Origin of the sequence: Pseudomonas sp. GLN_2, assembly GCF_043106005.1 — a bacterium.
GTDB classification, from domain to species: Bacteria; Pseudomonadota; Gammaproteobacteria; order Pseudomonadales; family Pseudomonadaceae; genus Aquipseudomonas; species Aquipseudomonas alloputida.
Genome location: NZ_JBICMC010000022.1, coordinates 16,000 through 32,524, shown reverse-complemented (window position 1 = coordinate 32,524; position 16,525 = coordinate 16,000). Strand labels below are relative to the sequence as shown.

Below are 16,525 nucleotides of genomic sequence, written 5' to 3'. Positions count from 1 at the left end.
CTCTGACAAGAAGACTGGCCTTTACAAGGGAATGCAGCCTATGACGCAAACCTCACCCATAGCGACAGATGAACCGCACCTGCAACGCAACCTGACCAACCGCCACATCCAACTGATCGCCATCGGCGGCGCAATCGGTACCGGTCTGTTCATGGGCTCAGGCAAGACCATCAGCCTGGCCGGGCCATCGATCATCTTCGTCTACATGATTATCGGCTTCATGCTGTTCTTCGTCATGCGCGCCATGGGCGAACTGCTGCTGTCGAACCTGAACTACAAATCGTTCATCGACTTTTCCGCCGACCTGCTCGGCCCCTGGGCCGGCTACTTTACTGGCTGGACCTACTGGTTCTGCTGGGTGGTCACCGGCATTGCCGATGTGGTCGCCATCGCCGCCTACACGCAGTTCTGGTTCCCTGACTTGCCGCAGTGGATACCGGCGCTGACCTGCGTAGGGCTGCTGCTGTCGCTGAACCTGGTCACCGTAAAAATGTTCGGCGAAATGGAGTTCTGGTTCGCCCTGGTCAAGATCGTTGCCATCCTCGGTCTGGTCGCGACCGGCCTGTACATGGTCATCACCGGCTTCACCTCGCCCAGCGGGCGCACCGCCCAGCTGGCCAACCTGTGGAATGACGGCGGCATGTTCCCCCATGGCCTGTTGGGCTTCTTCGCCGGTTTCCAGATCGCCGTGTTCGCCTTCGTCGGCATCGAGCTGGTGGGTACCACCGCCGCCGAAGCGAAGAACCCGGAACGCACCCTGCCGCGGGCGATCAATTCGATCCCGATCCGCATCATCGTGTTCTATGTGCTGGCGCTGATCGCGATCATGGCCGTGACCCCGTGGCGCGACGTGGTGCCAGGCAAGAGCCCTTTCGTTGAGTTGTTCGTGCTGGCAGGCCTGCCGGCGGCAGCGAGCATCATCAACTTCGTGGTGCTGACCTCGGCGGCCTCCTCGGCCAACAGCGGCGTATTCTCCACCAGCCGCATGCTCTACGGCCTGTCGCAGGAAGGTGACGCGCCCAAGGCCTTTGAAAAACTGTCGAGCCGTTCGGTGCCGGCCAACGGCCTGTACTTCTCGTGCACCTGCCTGTTGCTCGGTGCGGTGCTGATCTACCTGGTGCCGAACGTGGTCGAGGCATTCACCCTGGTCACCACCGTGTCGGCGGTACTGTTCATGTTCGTGTGGACGCTGATTCTGCTGTCATACCTGAAGTACCGCAAAGACCGCGCGGCGCTGCACCAGGCATCGAACTACAAGATGCCGGGCGGGCGCTTCATGTGCTACGTGTGCCTGTCGTTCTTCGCTTTCATCCTGGTGTTGCTGAGCCTGGAAGCGGATACCCGTTCAGCGCTGGTGGTGACGCCGATCTGGTTTGTGGTGCTGGCGGTGACCTACCAGCTCGTACGCAGCAGGCGCCATCCCCGCACGGCCGTGCGTAACGGCTGATGGCCTCGGGGGCTGCGTCGCAGCCCTTTCGCGACACGAGGCCGCTCCCACGAAGGCACGGTGTACGCCGTCCGATGTGGGAGCAACTGTCTTGCTCAATTTCTAAAAACTGGCGCCTTCCCTGTGGGAGCGGCCTTGTGTCGCGATGGGCCGCACCGCGGCCCCAATCCTGTGCACACAATTCCATCAGGCACCAACCTGGATCCAACCAACGCCCCAACACCTCGCACAGCCCCTCTAAACCGTACCTTTTGCCACTAGGCACACCCCTTGCAACGCCCTCCCCGCTTGCCCAACACCATAAAAAACTCAGCGGAGAGAGCACATGAAGCGTCGCAGTCTGATCAAGGCCCTTACCCTCAGCGCATCGATTGCGGCGATGGGCCTGAGCTGGAGTATCCAGGCCGCCGAGACCATCAAGGTCGGTATCCTGCATTCGCTTTCCGGGACCATGGCCATTTCCGAGACATCGCTCAAGGACATGGCGCTGATGACCATCGAGCAGATCAACGCCAAGGGTGGCGTGAACGGCAAGATGCTGGAGCCGGTGGTGGTCGACCCGGCGTCCAACTGGCCGCTGTTCGCTGAAAAGAGCCGCCAACTGCTGACCCAGGACAAAGTGGCCGTGGTGTTCGGCTGCTGGACCTCCGTGTCGCGCAAGTCCGTTCTGCCGGTGTTCGAAGAACTCAACGGCCTGCTGTTCTACCCGGTGCAGTATGAGGGCGAAGAGATGTCGCCGAACGTGTTCTACACGGGCGCCGCCCCGAACCAGCAGGCCATCCCGGCCGTGGAATACCTGATGAGCGAGGACGGCGGCAGCGCCAAGCGCTTCTTCCTGTTGGGCACCGATTACGTCTACCCGCGCACCACCAACAAGATCCTGCGCGCATTCCTGCACAGCAAAGGCGTGGCCGACAAGGACATCGAAGAGGTTTACACGCCCTTTGGCCACGCTGATTACCAGACCATTGTCGCCAGCATCAAAAAGTTCTCCGCCGGCGGCAAGACCGCTGTCATATCCACAGTCAACGGTGACTCCAACGTGCCGTTCTACAAGGAACTGGCCAACCAGGGCCTGAAGGCCACCGACGTGCCGGTGGTGGCCTTCTCGGTGGGCGAGGAGGAACTGCGCGGCATCGACACCAAACCGCTGGTGGGCCACCTGGCGGCATGGAACTACTTCGAATCGGTGGATAACCCGGTCAACCAGAAATTCGTCGCCGACTGGAAGGCCTACGCCAAGGCCAAGGGCCTGCCGGGTGCCGACAAGGCCGTGACCAACGACCCCATGGAAGCCACCTACGTGGGCATCCACATGTGGGCCCAGGCTGTCGAGAAAGCCAAGTCCACTGACGTTGACAAGGTCCGCGAAGCACTGGCCGGGCAGAGCTTCGAGGCGCCGTCGGGCTTCACCCTGACCATGGACAAGACCAACCACCACCTGCACAAGCCGGTGATGATCGGCGAGATTCAGGATGACGGCCAGTTCAGCGTGGTGTGGGAAACCGAGCAGCCGCTGCGGGCGCAGCCATGGAGCCCGTTCATTCCGGGCAATGACAAGCGGCCAGATTACGCCGTGAAAGGTAACTGAGTGCATGGGGCTGCTTTGCAGCCCATTCGCGGGTGAACCCGCTCCTACAAGGACCGCGCAGGTTTCAAACCTTGCACCGTCCCTGTGTAGGCGCGGGTTCACCCGCGAAGAATCCAACACCGATTTCCAGGATTGCCCGCATGCTCAGACTCCTGCTCACCCTTCTCCTGCTAATGCCCCTGGCAACCCACGCCAGCGAGGGCGAATTCTTTCTCACCGCCAAGCCCGCCGAGCAAGGCCGCCTGCTCGAAGGCTGGGCAGCACAACCCGATGCTGCGCGCCTACCGCTGCTGGAAAACCTGCGCCAAGGCCGCATCGCTGCCGACGACACCCGCAAGGTGCGCCTGAACAACCGCCTGCGCGGCCTGATCGACAACGCCCTGGCCAGCCACCAGTTGCTCAGCGACAACAGCGACACCCGCCTGGCCGCGGCCCAGCAATTACAGAAAAGCGCACAACCCGCGCAAATGGCCTTCCTCGACCGGCGCTTCGCCGCCGAGCCGGACGCCGCTGTACAGGCCGCCCTCGGCCTGGCCCTGGCCAACCTGCAACTGGGCGCCAGCGAGCCAGCAGTGCGCCTGGCCGCCGTGCGCCTGCTGGGTGAAACCGGCGACCCGCTGGCCCGCACGCGCCTCGAAGCCCTGCTGCAGCCCGATGCGGAACGCGACCCAGGTGTGCGCACAGCCGCCGAAACGAGCCTGGCCCAGGTCAAGCGCAAACTGCTGGTAGGCGAACTGCTCGGCCAGGCCTTCAGCGGCCTGTCGCTGGGTTCGGTCCTGCTGCTGGCAGCGCTGGGCCTTGCGATCACCTTCGGCCTGCTTGGGGTGATCAACATGGCCCATGGCGAGATGTTGATGCTCGGCGCCTACAGCACCTACATGGTCCAGGTACTGCTGCAGCGCTTCGCCCCAGGCGCCATCGAGTTCTACCCGCTGATTGCCCTGCCGGTGGCGTTCGCCGTCAGTGCCGGGGTAGGCATGGCGCTGGAGCGCACGGTGATCCGCCACCTGTACGGCCGGCCACTGGAAACCCTGCTGGCCACCTGGGGCATCAGCCTGATCCTGATCCAGGCCATCCGCCTGCTGTTCGGCGCGCAGAACGTCGAGGTGAGCAACCCGGCCTGGCTGTCCGGCGGCATCCAACTGCTGCCCAACCTGGTGCTGCCATACAACCGCCTGGTCATCATCGGCTTCGCCCTGGCCGTGGTGCTGCTCACCTGGCTGCTGCTCAACCGTACCCGGCTGGGCCTGAACGTGCGCGCAGTCACCCAGAACCGCAACATGGCCGCCTGCTGCGGCGTGTCCACCGGGCGCGTCGACATGCTCGCCTTTGGCCTTGGCTCGGGCATCGCCGGGCTCGGTGGCGTGGCCTTGAGCCAGGTGGGCAATGTCGGCCCGGACCTGGGCCAGAGCTACATCATCGATTCGTTCCTGGTGGTGGTGCTCGGCGGCGTCGGGCAACTGGCCGGAAGCCTCTGGGCCGCGTTCGGCCTGGGCATCGCCAACAAGCTGCTGGAGCCGCAGATCGGTGCCGTACTCGGCAAGATCCTCATCCTTGCGTTGATCATTCTGTTCATCCAGAAACGCCCGCAAGGCCTGTTCGCCCTCAAGGGACGGGTAATCGACTGATGAACCAGCCACTGCTTGTCACTGCTACGCAAAAGGCCGGCCCACGCCTGACCCTTGCCATCGGTACCGTCGTCGTCCTGCTGCTGGTGGCTTTGCCACTGTGCTCACTGCTGCCGGCAGACCATGCTCTACAGGTGTCGGCCTACACCCTGACCCTGGTCGGCAAGATTCTTTGTTACGCCATCGTCGCCTTGGCCCTGGACCTGGTCTGGGGCTATGCCGGGCTGCTGTCACTGGGCCATGGCCTGTTCTTCGCCCTGGGCGGCTATGCCATGGGCATGTACCTGATGCGGCAGGCCGCCGGCGACGGCCTGCCCGGGTTCATGACCTTCCTGTCGTGGACCGAGCTGCCCTGGTACTGGGCCGGTACCCAGTATTTCGCCTGGGCCCTGTGCCTGGTGGTGCTGGCCCCCGGGCTGCTGGCGCTGGTGTTCGGCTGGTTCGCCTTCCGCTCGCGGATCAAGGGCGTGTACTTCTCGATCATGACCCAGGCCCTGACCTTTGCCGGCATGCTGCTGTTCTTCCGCAACGAAACCGGCTTCGGTGGCAACAACGGCTTCACCAGCTTCCGCACCATCCTCGGCTTCGACATTGCAGCCCAGGGCACCCGCGCGGTGTTGTTCCTGCTGACCGTGGGCCTGCTGCTGGCCAGCCTGTACCTGTGCTGGCGCCTGACCCGCAGCAAGTTCGGCCGCCTGCTCACCGCCGTGCGTGACGCTGAAAACCGCATGATGTTCTGTGGCTACGACCCGCGCGGCTTCAAGCTGCTGGTGTGGGTACTGAGCGCCGTGCTGTGCGGCCTGGCCGGTGCGCTGTACGTGCCGCAGGTGGGCATCATCAACCCCAGCGAGATGTCGCCGACCAACTCGATCGAAGCCGCCGTCTGGGTAGCCTTGGGCGGGCGCGGCACGCTGATCGGCCCGCTGCTCGGTGCCGGCCTGGTCAATGGCATGAAAAGCTGGTTCACCGTGGCCTTCCCCGAGTTCTGGCTGTTCTTCCTCGGCGCGTTGTTCATCCTCGTTACCCTGTACCTGCCCAAGGGCGTGGTCGGCCTGTTGAAGAAAAGGAGCCAGCCATGAGAGGCGTGCCCCCAGTCCACCCGGAGTTCATGCTGGAACCGGTATTCGACAACCTCGGCGCCGGGCGCGATGCCATCGGCCTGGGCCACAGCCGCAAGGCCGGCCTGGATACCCGCCACGGTACGGTGCTGAGCCTGGAAGACATCAGCGTCAGCTTCGATGGTTTCAAGGCGCTCAACGCGCTGAACCTGTACATCGGGGTGGGCGAGCTGCGCTGCATCATCGGCCCCAACGGTGCCGGCAAGACCACGATGATGGACGTAATCACCGGCAAGACCCGCCCCGACAGCGGCACGGCTTACTTCGGCGATACCCTCGACCTGACCCGCATGAGCGAGTACCAGATCGCCCAGGCCGGCATTGGCCGAAAATTCCAGAAGCCCACAGTGTTCGAAGCGCTGACCGTGTTCGAGAACCTGGAACTGGCGCTGAAGACCGACAAGTCGGTGTGGGCCAGCCTGGCCGCGCGCCTGAGCGGTGACCAGCGCCAGCGTATCGAGGACGTGCTGACCACTCTGCGCCTGCTGCCGCTGGCCCAGCGCCAGGCTGGCTTGCTGTCGCATGGGCAGAAGCAGTTTCTGGAAATCGGCATGCTGCTGGTGCAGGAGCCGCAACTGCTGCTGCTCGATGAACCGGTGGCCGGCATGACCGATGCCGAGACCGAATTTACCGCCGAGCTGTTCAAGGGCCTGGCTGGCAAGCATTCGCTGATGGTGGTGGAGCATGACATGGGCTTCGTCGGCAGCATTGCCGACCATGTGACCGTGCTGCACCAGGGGAGCGTGCTGGCGGAAGGCTCGCTGGAGCAGGTGCAGGCAGATGAGCGGGTGGTCGAGGTGTATCTGGGCCGGTGACCGGATTTGAAATTTTTGGCGCCTGTGCCGGCCTCTTCGCGGGTAAACCCGCTCCTACAGGGGGCGTAATGCCATGGGGCGGTTCCCGTCGTAGGAGCGGGCTTACCCGCGAAAAGGTCGGCACAGGCACAGCATCCCTTTCAGGAACTCTCACATGCTCAAGATCGACACCCTGCACCAGTACTACGGCGGCAGCCACATCCTGCGCGGCCTGTCCTTCGAAGCCAAGGTCGGCGAAGTGACCTGCCTGCTGGGCCGCAACGGCGTGGGCAAGACCACCTTGCTGCGCTGCCTGATGGGCCTGGTGCCCGCCCGCGACGGCAGCATCGAATGGGAAGGCAAGCCGATCACCGCGTTCAAACCACAGCAACGGGTGCAGGCCGGCATCGCCTACGTGCCCCAGGGCCGCGAGATCTTCCCGCGCCTGACCGTCGAGGAAAACCTGCTGATGGGCCTGTCGCGCTTCCCCGCCCGCGAAGCCCGCGAGGTACCGGCCTTCATCTACGAGCTGTTCCCTGTGCTGGAGCAGATGAAACAACGCCGCGGTGGCGACCTGTCTGGCGGCCAGCAGCAACAGCTGGCCATCGGCCGCGCCCTGGCCAGCCGCCCACGCCTGCTGATTCTCGACGAGCCGACCGAAGGCATCCAGCCGTCGGTGATCAAGGAGATCGGCGCGGTCATCCGCCGCTTGGCCGAGCGTGGCGACATGGCGATTTTGCTGGTGGAGCAGTTCTACGACTTTGCCGAAGCGCTGGCTGACCAGTACCTGGTCATGGCCCGCGGCGAAATCATCCAGCGCGGCCGCGGCGAAAACATGCAAGCCGAAGGTGTACGCGGGCTGGTAACCATTTAATCTGCGAGCAACGACCTTGCGAGACGCTGTCATGAGCTACGAAATTCGCGATGCCCGGCCCACCGATGTGCCGGGCATACTGGACATCTACAACGACGCGGTGCTCAACACCACGGCGATCTGGAACGAAACCCCAGTGGACCTCGGCAACCGCCAGGCCTGGTTTGAAGCGCGGGCGCAGCAGGGCTACCCGATTTTGGTAGCTACAGATGAGACGGGCGTGCTGGGGTATGCCTCGTTTGGCGACTGGCGGCCGTTCGAGGGCTTTCGCCTGACTGTGGAGCACTCGGTGTATGTCCGTGGCGACCAACGGGGCAAGGGATTGGGGCCGGTGTTGATGGCCGCGCTGATCGAGCGTGCGAAGGGGTGCGGCAAGCATGTGATGGTGGCGGCCATCGAGAGTGGCAATGCGGCGTCGGTTCGCCTGCATGAGCGGCTGGGCTTCGTGGTGACCGGCCAGATGCCGCAGGTGGGGGTAAAGTTTGGCCGCTGGCTTGATCTGACCTTCATGCAACTGGTGCTGAACCCGGGCGCCGGACCGACCTGAAATGCGGTCCATTGTGGGGGCAGCCTTGGGTCGCGAACGGGCTGCAAAGCAGCCCTGGCAATGTTGCGGTGGAGCAAAGATCTGGGGCTGCTGCACAGCCCATCGCGACACAAGGCCGCTCCCACAGATGCCGCCGGCAAGGCCTGATCGTCAAACAGCCAGTCCTCCGGCGTTCGCCCGGAAGGTTGAACCCGGGCGCCGGACCGACCTGAAATGCGGTCCATTGTGGGGGCAGCCTTGGGTCGCGAACGGGCTGCAAAGCAGCCCTGGCAATTTTGCGGTGGAGCAAAGATCTGGGGCTGCTGCACAGCCCATCGCGACACAAGGCCGCTCCCACAGATGCCGGCAAGGGAACCTACATCTGAATAAACCGGCCCAGCCGCTGCTTCAGCATGTTGTTCTCACTGCGCAACTGCTGCACTTCCTGCAGTAGCTCCAGCGCCAGCGCCACCCCTTCCCACTCCAGTTCCAGCTCCTGGTGCAGCTTCACCGCTCGTTTGGTCACCAGCGGCGCCTGATCGTCAAACAGCCAGTCCTCCGGCGTTCGCCCGGACGGTTCGACAATGCCATGTTCGACGATTTCGATCACGCATTCAGCCGTGACATCGGCTTCCTGACACAGGGTACGCATGTCCAGTTGAACGATCAGGGTGCTGCTCATGATCACTTACTCCATTGTGTCCTCGGGTTGAACGCAGCTTTCTCGGAAAGCTTGGTCCAGAGTTCGCGGGCAGATTCGTCCGACGCAGGCGGCATCACCACCTTGAGCTGCGCATAAAGGTTGCCGCGCTCTCCCTGCTTGTTGACCAGGCCCTTGCCCGGTACACGCAGGCGCTGGCCGCTCTGGCTGTCAGGACGGATGGTCAGGTTGATCTTGCCATCCAGGGTCGGAACCGCCACCTTGGCGCCCAGGGCCGCCTCCCACGGTGCCAACGGCACAGTGATGATCAGGTCATGACCTTCGACATCGAACAGCGGGTGCGGTGCCATGCGGATGGTCAGGAACAGGTCACCGTTGACCCCGCCACCGCTGCCCGGCGCACCCTGGCCCTTGAGGCGGATGCGCTCGCCGTCGGTCACCCCAGCCGGAATCCTCACGTTCAAGGTCTTGGTGGTGAAGCCGGTGCGCTGGCCCATGGCATTGGTTTGCGGCACCTGGAAGCTGATCTGCTTGGACTCCTTGCTCAGGGTCTCTTCAAGGAATACTGCCAGTTCAAGCTCCACGTCCTGCCCCCGCCTGCCGGCACTGCGTTGCTGCTGCCGGGCGCCACCGAAGGGGTTGCCACCCGCACTGCGCCCACCGAAGATCGAGCTGAAGAAGTCGGAGAAGTCGCCGCCTTCGAAGCCGCCGCCGCCACCGCGGCTTTCCCAACCCGGTGGGGCCTGGAACGGCCGGCCATGCTGGCCGCCGTACTTGCGGATTTCATCGAACTCGGCACGTTTCTGCGCGTCGCCCAGCACCTCATAGGCCTCGTTGGCCTCCTTGAATTTCTCCTCGGCGTCGCGCTCCTTACTGACATCGGGGTGATACTTGCGCGCCAGTTTGCGGTACGCGGCCTTGATCGCCTTTTCGTCCGCAGTGGGCTCTACGCCGAGTATCTTGTAATAGTCTTTGAAGTCCATTTGTGGATCACCAATGTGAATGTGCGTGTTGCAACTGAAGATAGGGGTCAAGCATAGCCTTTCAAGACCGACTTGGGTTTGCCTCAAGGCAGACGACTGGTCTTGATTCTGTAGCCAACTGGCATACACTGCGCGGCCGTTTTGCCTCCGGAAGCCCATTTCCCATGTCTGACGTATCCCCGGCCCGCGCCCTGGGCATCGACTTTGGCACCTCCAACTCCACGGTCGGTTGGCACCGGCCTGGCGTCGAGTCGCTGATTGCCCTGGAAGACGGCAAGATCACCTTGCCCTCGGTGGTGTTCTTCAATATCGAAGAGCGGCGCCCGGTGTATGGCCGCCTGGCGCTGCACGAGTACCTGGAAGGCTACGAAGGCCGCCTGATGCGCTCGCTGAAAAGCCTGCTGGGCTCGAAGCTGATCAAGCACGACACCAGCGTGCTGGGCAGCGCCCTGCCGTTCAAGGACCTGCTGGGCATGTTCATCGGCGAGCTCAAGAAGCGCGCTGAAGCGGCCGCTGGCCGTGAATTCGACCAGGTGGTGCTGGGCCGCCCGGTGTTCTTCGTCGACGAAGACCCGGCTGCCGACCAGGAGGCCGAGGACACCTTGGCCGAAGTGGCGCGCAAAATCGGCTTCAAGGACGTGTCGTTCCAGTACGAACCGATTGCCGCGGCCTTCGACTATGAGTCGAGCATCAGCCGCGAAGAGCTGGTGCTGATCGTCGACATCGGCGGTGGTACCTCGGACTTTACCTTGATCCGCCTGTCACCCGAGCGCCATCGGGTTGCCGAGCGACAAAGCGACATCCTCGCCACGGGCGGTGTGCACATTGGCGGTACCGACTTCGACAAGCAACTGAGCCTTCAGGGCGTGATGCCGTTGTTTGGCTATGGCAGCCGCATGAAGAGCGGTGCGCTGATGCCGACCAGCTACCACCTCAACCTGGCCACATGGCACACCATCAACGCCTTGTATTCGCAGAAATCGCAGTTGGCGCTGGGTAGCATGCGCTATGACATCGAGGACAGCTTCGGCATCGATCGCCTGTTCAAACTGATCGAGCAACGCGCTGGGCACTGGCTGGCGATGGAAGTAGAAGCCAGCAAGATCGAGCTGACCGAGCATGACAGCCGCCACATCGACCTGCGCCGCGTCGAGCCCGAGCTGACTGCGGAACTGACCCGCGCGCTGTTCGAAGAGGCGATCGAAGGCCTGCTGGAGCGCGTGCGCGGTAGCGTGACCGAACTGCTGGCCAAGGCTGGGGTAAGCGAAGACCAGGTCGATACGGTGTTCTTCACCGGTGGTTCAAGCGGCATTCCGGCGCTGCGCAACAGTGTTTCGGCGATGCTGCCGAATGCGCGGCATGTGGAAGGCAACATCTTTGGCAGCATTGGTAGCGGGCTGGCCATCGAGGCGCGCAAGCGTTACGGCGCGGCCTGATTTGTCGTTTAGCTTGTAGCCGCGAACGGGCCGGGCCTGCTGGCCAATCTCCACCAGTCGTTCACCGTTGCTGCCGCTACCGTATTCGCGGGTAAACCCGCTCCTACACACCGATCGGGGGTGGACACACATCGGTGATTGGCCGCAGGCCGCTGTAGGAGCGGGTTTACCCGCGAAAGGGCCGGTACAGGCCACTGCATGATCAGACCAGCTCCGCCCGCTTCAGCTCACTCTTCAGATAGGCATAGTAGATGGGCCCCGCCACGACACCGGGCAGCCCGAACGCCGCCTCGAATACCAGCATCGCCAGCAGCAATTCCCACGCCTTGGCGCTGATCTGCCCACCCACGATCCGCGCGTTGAGGAAGTACTCGACCTTGTGGATGACGATCAGGTAACCCAGCGCCGCCGCCGCCACCCAGATCGACAGCGACAGGCCGACGATGGTGATCAAGGTGTTGGACATCAAGTTGCCGATCACCGGCAGCAAGCCCAGCAGGAAGGTCAGCACGATCAGCGTCTTGGTCAGCGGCAGGTGCACGTCGAACAGTGGCATCACCACGGCCAGGAAAATGCCGGTGAAGATCGTGTTGAGCAGCGAGATCTTGATTTGCGCGAACACGATGTTGCGAAACGCCTTCACCAGCAGGCTAAGACGTTCGAACAGCGCCGCCGCCAGGGGCTTGCGCCGGGAAATATCGGGAATACGCTGCAAAGCGATGATGGCGCCGAGGATCATGCCGATGAGCATCGTCACGAACATGTGCGCCATACCCTTGCCCACCAGCTGCAAATCGCTCAGGTGGCTCTTGATCCAGTCACCGATGGCCACCTTGAACTCTGCGGCACTGGCAGGCAGGTAACCCTCGATGAAGGGTGGCAGCTGGCCGCGAGCACGCTCGACCAAGGCCATGAACTTGTCCAGCGAGGCGCCGGGGTTTTCCGCCTCGTGCAGCAGGAAGCTGAAGGCACCGGCAATCAGCAGTGTCAGGGTGCTGACCACCAACGTGCCGAGCAGCGCCACGGCCAGCCAGCGTGCGCGTTGGCCAGCAAGCAGCGGTTGCAGGCGAGGGGTCAGCATGTTGACCAGTTCGAACACCAGCAGACCGGCCAGCAGGCTGGGCAGCAACTTCAGGGGCAAAGCCAGCAGCAGCCCAGCCATGACGATGATCAGGCTGGCCAGGGTGATCTGACGGGGGGTAAAGGTCATACAGCCTCGACGGCAGACAGCGGGAATGCCGCAGTCTGCCAGCCTTGGCGGCGCAGGCATAGGCGCAGGTCATTTCTTCTTCAGGCAATCGCTCATGAAGGCCTTGCGCTCATCCCCCTTGAGGGCTTTGGTGGTGGCGTCAGCATTGCAGGTCTTCATTTTCTCTTGCTGGGTTTGTGGCACATCCTTTTTCAGGCAGGTGCTCATGAACGCTTTGCGTTCATCGCCCTTGAGGGCCTTGGCGGTGGCGTCGGCGTTGCAGGTTTTCATCTTTTCCTGCTGCGCGGTATTGGCAGCGAAACCTTGGGCACTGAACAACACCGCCAGCGCCAGTAACGGAATTTGCAGCACTTTCATGGAGTGGTCTCCTTGGCTCCGCGCCCGATGCACGGGGATCGAGCTGAGTGTAGCCAAGAATGTTCAGTGCCCCGCCCGCGCCTGCCGGCGGTACTGCTCGGGCGTACACCGGGCCTGGCGCTGGAACATGGCGATGAACGCCGAAGCGCTGCTGTAGCCAAGGTCGAAGGCGATGGCCTGAATCGGCAGGCCGGCTTCCAGGGCTTCGATGGCACGCAGAAAACGCAGGCGCAGGCGCCATTCGCCAAAGCTGATGCCCAGCTCGCGCAGAAACTGGCGGGCCAGGGTGCGTTCGCTGACGTGCACGCGTGCGGCCCAGTCGGCCAGCGGGCGGTTGTCCCCCGGCTCGGCGCTGAGCGCGTCGAGCACCTGGCGCAAGCCATCGCTGTGGGCAAACGGCAAGTAGCAGGCCAGGGTGGGCGCCAGCAGCAACTGGTCAAGCAGTACCTGTACCAGGCGCTGGTCACGCTCGTCTTCGGCCACCTTGAGATTGCGCCGGGCGAAGTCACCGAGGATAGCCTTGAGGATGTCACTGATCATCAGGCTGCACGGGTGCGATGGCAGCGCTGCGCACAGGCTGCGGTCGAGGTAGATAGAACGGTAGACAATGGCCTGGGGGTTGTAGCAGCCATGCTCGGTGTCGGGCGGCACCCAAACGGCGTAGTGCGGCGGCGACAGGAAGCGCTGGCCGGCCACATCCAGATGCATTACGCCGTGAGCGGTGTAGTTCAGCTGGCCCCAGCCGTGTTGGTGCACGGCGCTGTGGGTGTCGGCAACGAACTCGTCGTGGCGGAAGTACACCGGGGCCGGCAGTTGGGTGAACTGGGGGATATCAAGGTATTTGCGCGGCATGCTGTCTGCTTTGCAGGGTCGATTGTCTGGATAGAAGTATAGGCTTGTTAACAGACATTCGATAATACAGGCCTATCGAGGACCTGCCTTGCAGGCCTTCGCGGGCTCGCCCGCTCCCACAGGATCTGCGCCAGCCTCCAGGCCTGTGTATCCCCATGGGAACGGGCAAGCCCGCGAGGGCGGCAAGGCAGCCCCAATCCAGGCCCCAATGAGTGACCCGCTACATGAATTACCTGTTCCCCCTCACCGCCATCCTCATCTGGGCCGGCAACACCGTGGTCACCAAGATGTCCGCCGGCGCCATCCACCCTGCGGAGATCGGTTTCTACCGCTGGTTGCTGGCCGCCTTGCTGTTCACGCCGTTCATGCTGCCCGCCGTGTGGCGCAACCGCGCAGCCATCCGCCCGCACCTGACCCAGGTGTTCGTGCTCGGCGTGCTGGGCATGGCGATGTACCAGAGCCTGGCCTACTTCGCCGCCGGCATCACCAGTGCCACCAACATGGGCATCATCCTCTCGCTGATGCCGCTGATGTCACTGGCGCTGTCCATCGCCTGGCTGGGCCAGCGCCTGAGCTACGGTGCCCTGCTGGGCGCGGTGGTGTCATTCTTTGGCGTGCTTGAAGTGGTCAGTGCCGGCCAACCCGCCAGCCTGCTGCAGCATGGGCTGAACAGCGGCGACCTGTTGATGCTGGTGGCTACATTGGCCTATGCGCTGTACAGCTTCCTGCTGAAGAAATGGCAGCTGCGCCTGCCGCCGATGCAGCTGCTGTACCTGCAGGTTCTGGTGGCCATCGTCGTGTTGCTACCGCTGTTCCTACTGTCGGACAAGACCGGCCTGAACAGCCACAACATCGGCCTGGTCCTGTATGCCTGCGTACTGGCCTCGATGATCGCGCCACTGGTGTGGATGCAGGCCGTGCACCGCCTGGGGCCCAGCCGCACCACACTGTTCTTCAACCTGCTGCCGCTGGTCACTGCGCTGATCGCCGCCGTGGTGCTCGACGAGCAACTGGCCAGTTACCACCTGGTCGGCGGCTTGCTGACCCTGGCCGGGGTAGTGCTGGCCGAACGCTGGACCACGCCGATCCGCCGCCAAGACACTTGAGCTAAAGCCCCGCCGCCTTGAGCCGGGCGGCATGTTCGGTGAACAGCCGCACCGGCTCCGCGCCTTTGCCCACGGCACCGAGCGACTGGTTGACGATGTCCAGGTGATCGAGCGGGTAATCGTCGCCGATCACCTGCCCCAGGTGCGAGCTGAAACGCCCGACCATGCCGTCGCAATGGCCCTTTTCCTTGATGAAACTGCGTGCGAACAGGCGGCAGAAGCGGCTGCTGCCGTCGAAGCGGTTGCGCCCCTGGTCTGTCAGGCCGGGTTGCAAGGTGCCGGACCAGGAGTAATAGCGGACGCCATTGACCTCATAGGCCCCTTCCCCACCCCAGGTTTGCGGCAGGCCCTGTGGATAAGCCTGGTTGAACAGCGCCACCCCGGCGCTGGTCAGCGACTGGTGCGAGGCGTGCACATCTACCGGCAGCGGGTCACGACGCCAGCCGGTTTCCAGCCACACCAGCAGCACGGCAAACCCATGCAGCACGGCCTTGAGGATGCGCCCCTGGGGTGAATCGCCCGGTGCCGTACGTTCCAGGTGGTCGGCCAGCTCGGAGCCATGATTGGGCCCCGCCACTGAGGTGACCGACGCCACCCGCCCCGGCCGTTTGGCCGCTGCGTAACGCGCGCTCAGGGCGCCCTGGCTGTGGCCGATGAGGTTGACCTTGTCGACGCCGGTACGTTGGCAGATATCGTCGATGATCGCCAGCAACTGCTCGCCGCGCACCTCGCTGGAATGCAGCGGCGAAACCTGCACCGGAAACACCTGCGCCCCGCCCTTGCGCAGGGCCGGCACAATGCCGAACCAGTAGGGGTAGAGCACCATCCGGACAAACCCGAGCATGCCTGGCACCAGCACCAGCGGGTATCGCGTTGCCAAATCCTGCTGCATTCCCGCAGCTCCTTTGCTGTACGACGGGCCAACACTACAGCGGCCATCATGACTATCGCAATCGAACTCCCGGCGCGCGTTGTGGTTCAAAACCACACAGACCCTTTGCAAGGAGCGGGACCATGTACAAGCAGACCCTGGCAATCCTTCTGGCAAGCGCCACCCTGGCCGCCTGCGGCAGCCGCCCGGAAAACCCGGTGGATTACGTCACCTACCGCGATGAGCCGCTGGTCAAGCAGGTGGAGAACGGTATGACCATGCAGAAGGTCATCGCCATTGGCGGCAGCCCGTCGAGCGTGATCGACCTGCCGCACGGGGGCACCTGCAACGACTACATCCTCAACCGCGACGGCAAGCAGCAGCCCTATTACGTGCGCTTCGATGCCACCGGCCATGTCGATGCCAAAGGCTTCAAGACCTGCAAGCAACGCCAGGAGGACAGCGACGCCCTGCATGGCGCATAAGCCTGTGTTCCGACCCGACCCTGACCCCTGCTGGAGATAACCATGAGCAATGTTGAACTGACCGATGTGAAAACCCTGCGCGAGCGTGCACGCCAGCATGTGGAGCAAGGCGCAGTGACCGAGGGTTACCACGCCGACCGTGAACAGATCCTGCGCCTGCTTAATGAATCGCTGGCCACCGAGCTGGTCTGTGTGCTGCGCTACAAGCGCCATTACTTCATGGCCAGCGGCATTAAAGCCAGCGTGGCTGCCGCGGAGTTTCTGGAACATGCCAACCAGGAAGCCGAACATGCCGACAAATTGGCCGAGCGCATCGTGCAACTGGGCGGGGAGCCGGACTTCAACCCCGACAACCTCACCAAGCACTCGCATGCCCAGTACGTGGCCGGCAATTCGCTGAAAGAGATGGTGCTGGAAGACCTGGTGGCAGAGCGCATTGCCATCGACAGCTACCGCGAGATCATTCAGTACATCGGGGATAAAGACCCGACTACCCGTCGTATCTTCGAAGATATCCTGGCGCAGGAAGAGGAGCACGCGGACGATATGTCCGACCTGTTGCAAGGCCTTTGATTTCTGACACCCT

General features: G+C 63.2%; 17 protein-coding genes. 11 read left to right on the top strand and 6 right to left on the bottom strand.

Features of this window, described 5'->3' with window-relative positions; all coding sequences use genetic code 11:
- The first annotated feature begins 40 nt into the window (after positions 1–40).
- The 7 genes from cycA (at position 41) to ACF8Q6_RS06135 (ending at position 7,999) form a co-directional block, all read left to right on the top strand.
- Positions 41–1,447: a D-serine/D-alanine/glycine transporter gene (cycA, locus tag ACF8Q6_RS06165; protein ID WP_392490470.1), complete on the top strand. Its 1,407-nt coding sequence runs from the start codon at positions 41–43 to the stop codon at positions 1,445–1,447.
- A gap of 325 nt (positions 1,448–1,772) precedes the next feature.
- Positions 1,773–3,038: an urea ABC transporter substrate-binding protein gene (gene urtA / locus ACF8Q6_RS06160; RefSeq protein WP_003249642.1), complete on the top strand. Its 1,266-nt coding sequence runs from the start codon at positions 1,773–1,775 to the stop codon at positions 3,036–3,038.
- A 140-nt stretch (positions 3,039–3,178) separates the two neighbouring features.
- Positions 3,179–4,666: an urea ABC transporter permease subunit UrtB gene (urtB, locus tag ACF8Q6_RS06155; protein WP_004576469.1), complete on the top strand. Its 1,488-nt coding sequence runs from the start codon at positions 3,179–3,181 to the stop codon at positions 4,664–4,666.
- Entirely contained in the window at positions 4,666–5,745 is a 1,080-nt protein-coding gene (gene urtC, locus ACF8Q6_RS06150; protein ID WP_392490920.1) for an urea ABC transporter permease subunit UrtC, read from the top strand. The genes urtB and urtC overlap by 1 nt, the downstream gene beginning before the upstream one ends.
- Entirely contained in the window at positions 5,742–6,599 is an 858-nt protein-coding gene (gene urtD, locus ACF8Q6_RS06145; protein WP_003249637.1) for an urea ABC transporter ATP-binding protein UrtD, read from the top strand. The genes urtC and urtD overlap by 4 nt, the downstream gene beginning before the upstream one ends.
- Before the next feature lie 154 nt (positions 6,600–6,753).
- On the top strand, positions 6,754–7,452 hold the full coding sequence (urtE, locus tag ACF8Q6_RS06140; RefSeq protein WP_003249634.1) for an urea ABC transporter ATP-binding subunit UrtE: 699 nt from the start codon (positions 6,754–6,756) through the stop codon (positions 7,450–7,452).
- A gap of 31 nt (positions 7,453–7,483) precedes the next feature.
- A complete protein-coding gene (locus ACF8Q6_RS06135) occupies positions 7,484–7,999 on the top strand; it encodes a GNAT family N-acetyltransferase (RefSeq protein WP_392498489.1) in 516 nt (171 codons plus the stop codon).
- A gap of 355 nt (positions 8,000–8,354) precedes the next feature.
- Here the strand turns inward: ACF8Q6_RS06135 and ACF8Q6_RS06130 are convergent, their stop codons facing one another.
- A complete protein-coding gene (locus tag ACF8Q6_RS06130) occupies positions 8,355–8,660 on the bottom strand; it encodes a chaperone modulator CbpM (protein ID WP_003249630.1) in 306 nt (101 codons plus the stop codon).
- A gap of 2 nt (positions 8,661–8,662) precedes the next feature.
- Entirely contained in the window at positions 8,663–9,622 is a 960-nt protein-coding gene (gene cbpA / locus ACF8Q6_RS06125) for a curved DNA-binding protein (protein WP_392491316.1), read from the bottom strand.
- Between the two features lie 164 nt (positions 9,623–9,786).
- On the opposite strand from cbpA, the gene ACF8Q6_RS06120 reads away from it, so the two are divergent.
- Positions 9,787–11,058 carry an Hsp70 family protein gene (locus tag ACF8Q6_RS06120; RefSeq protein WP_003249625.1) on the top strand — a complete coding sequence of 424 codons (1,272 nt, stop codon included), beginning with the start codon at positions 9,787–9,789 and terminating at the stop codon, positions 11,056–11,058.
- A 202-nt stretch (positions 11,059–11,260) separates the two neighbouring features.
- Here ACF8Q6_RS06120 and ACF8Q6_RS06115 read toward each other — a convergent pair whose 3' ends face one another.
- From ACF8Q6_RS06115 to ACF8Q6_RS06105, 3 genes are all read right to left on the bottom strand, one after another.
- Positions 11,261–12,268 carry an AI-2E family transporter gene (locus tag ACF8Q6_RS06115; protein WP_003249623.1) on the bottom strand — a complete coding sequence of 336 codons (1,008 nt, stop codon included), beginning with the start codon at positions 12,266–12,268 and terminating at the stop codon, positions 11,261–11,263.
- A 69-nt stretch (positions 12,269–12,337) separates the two neighbouring features.
- Positions 12,338–12,625: a PsiF family protein gene (locus tag ACF8Q6_RS06110; protein ID WP_014592571.1), complete on the bottom strand. Its 288-nt coding sequence runs from the start codon at positions 12,623–12,625 to the stop codon at positions 12,338–12,340.
- A gap of 63 nt (positions 12,626–12,688) precedes the next feature.
- Entirely contained in the window at positions 12,689–13,477 is a 789-nt protein-coding gene (locus ACF8Q6_RS06105) for a helix-turn-helix transcriptional regulator (protein WP_121784130.1), read from the bottom strand.
- A 224-nt stretch (positions 13,478–13,701) separates the two neighbouring features.
- Here ACF8Q6_RS06105 and ACF8Q6_RS06100 point away from each other — a divergent pair, with 224 nt between their 5' ends.
- Positions 13,702–14,583, top strand: a complete 882-nt coding sequence (locus tag ACF8Q6_RS06100) for a DMT family transporter (protein ID WP_392490739.1) — start codon at positions 13,702–13,704, stop codon at positions 14,581–14,583.
- A gap of 1 nt (position 14,584) precedes the next feature.
- Here ACF8Q6_RS06100 and ACF8Q6_RS06095 read toward each other — a convergent pair whose 3' ends face one another.
- Complete coding sequence (locus tag ACF8Q6_RS06095) at positions 14,585–15,475, bottom strand: triacylglycerol lipase (RefSeq protein ID WP_012053841.1); 891 nt, start codon at positions 15,473–15,475, stop codon at positions 14,585–14,587.
- Between the two features lie 122 nt (positions 15,476–15,597).
- On the opposite strand from ACF8Q6_RS06095, the gene osmE reads away from it, so the two are divergent.
- Positions 15,598–15,939 carry an osmotically-inducible lipoprotein OsmE gene (gene osmE, locus ACF8Q6_RS06090; RefSeq protein ID WP_014592574.1) on the top strand — a complete coding sequence of 114 codons (342 nt, stop codon included), beginning with the start codon at positions 15,598–15,600 and terminating at the stop codon, positions 15,937–15,939.
- 42 nt (positions 15,940–15,981) lie between these two features.
- On the top strand, positions 15,982–16,512 hold the full coding sequence (locus ACF8Q6_RS06085) for a bacterioferritin (RefSeq protein ID WP_014754602.1): 531 nt from the start codon (positions 15,982–15,984) through the stop codon (positions 16,510–16,512).
- The last annotated feature ends 13 nt before the right edge of the window (positions 16,513–16,525 follow it).

Excerpts from the sequence above, each read along its gene's own strand:
- cycA (WP_392490470.1), top strand. The coding sequence starts at position 41 with ATGACGCAAACCTCACCCATAGCGACAGATGAACCGCACCTGCAACGC.
- urtA (WP_003249642.1), top strand. The coding sequence starts at position 1,773 with ATGAAGCGTCGCAGTCTGATCAAGGCCCTTACCCTCAGCGCATCGATT.
- urtB (WP_004576469.1), top strand. The coding sequence starts at position 3,179 with ATGCTCAGACTCCTGCTCACCCTTCTCCTGCTAATGCCCCTGGCAACC.
- urtC (WP_392490920.1), top strand. The coding sequence starts at position 4,666 with ATGAACCAGCCACTGCTTGTCACTGCTACGCAAAAGGCCGGCCCACGC.
- urtD (WP_003249637.1), top strand. The coding sequence starts at position 5,742 with ATGAGAGGCGTGCCCCCAGTCCACCCGGAGTTCATGCTGGAACCGGTA.
- urtE (WP_003249634.1), top strand. The coding sequence starts at position 6,754 with ATGCTCAAGATCGACACCCTGCACCAGTACTACGGCGGCAGCCACATC.
- ACF8Q6_RS06135 (WP_392498489.1), top strand. The coding sequence starts at position 7,484 with ATGAGCTACGAAATTCGCGATGCCCGGCCCACCGATGTGCCGGGCATA.
- ACF8Q6_RS06130 (WP_003249630.1), bottom strand. The coding sequence starts at position 8,660 with ATGAGCAGCACCCTGATCGTTCAACTGGACATGCGTACCCTGTGTCAG.
- cbpA (WP_392491316.1), bottom strand. The coding sequence starts at position 9,622 with ATGGACTTCAAAGACTATTACAAGATACTCGGCGTAGAGCCCACTGCG.
- ACF8Q6_RS06120 (WP_003249625.1), top strand. The coding sequence starts at position 9,787 with ATGTCTGACGTATCCCCGGCCCGCGCCCTGGGCATCGACTTTGGCACC.
- ACF8Q6_RS06115 (WP_003249623.1), bottom strand. The coding sequence starts at position 12,268 with ATGACCTTTACCCCCCGTCAGATCACCCTGGCCAGCCTGATCATCGTC.
- ACF8Q6_RS06110 (WP_014592571.1), bottom strand. The coding sequence starts at position 12,625 with ATGAAAGTGCTGCAAATTCCGTTACTGGCGCTGGCGGTGTTGTTCAGT.
- ACF8Q6_RS06105 (WP_121784130.1), bottom strand. The coding sequence starts at position 13,477 with ATGCCGCGCAAATACCTTGATATCCCCCAGTTCACCCAACTGCCGGCC.
- ACF8Q6_RS06100 (WP_392490739.1), top strand. The coding sequence starts at position 13,702 with ATGAATTACCTGTTCCCCCTCACCGCCATCCTCATCTGGGCCGGCAAC.
- ACF8Q6_RS06095 (WP_012053841.1), bottom strand. The coding sequence starts at position 15,475 with ATGCAGCAGGATTTGGCAACGCGATACCCGCTGGTGCTGGTGCCAGGC.
- osmE (WP_014592574.1), top strand. The coding sequence starts at position 15,598 with ATGTACAAGCAGACCCTGGCAATCCTTCTGGCAAGCGCCACCCTGGCC.
- ACF8Q6_RS06085 (WP_014754602.1), top strand. The coding sequence starts at position 15,982 with ATGAGCAATGTTGAACTGACCGATGTGAAAACCCTGCGCGAGCGTGCA.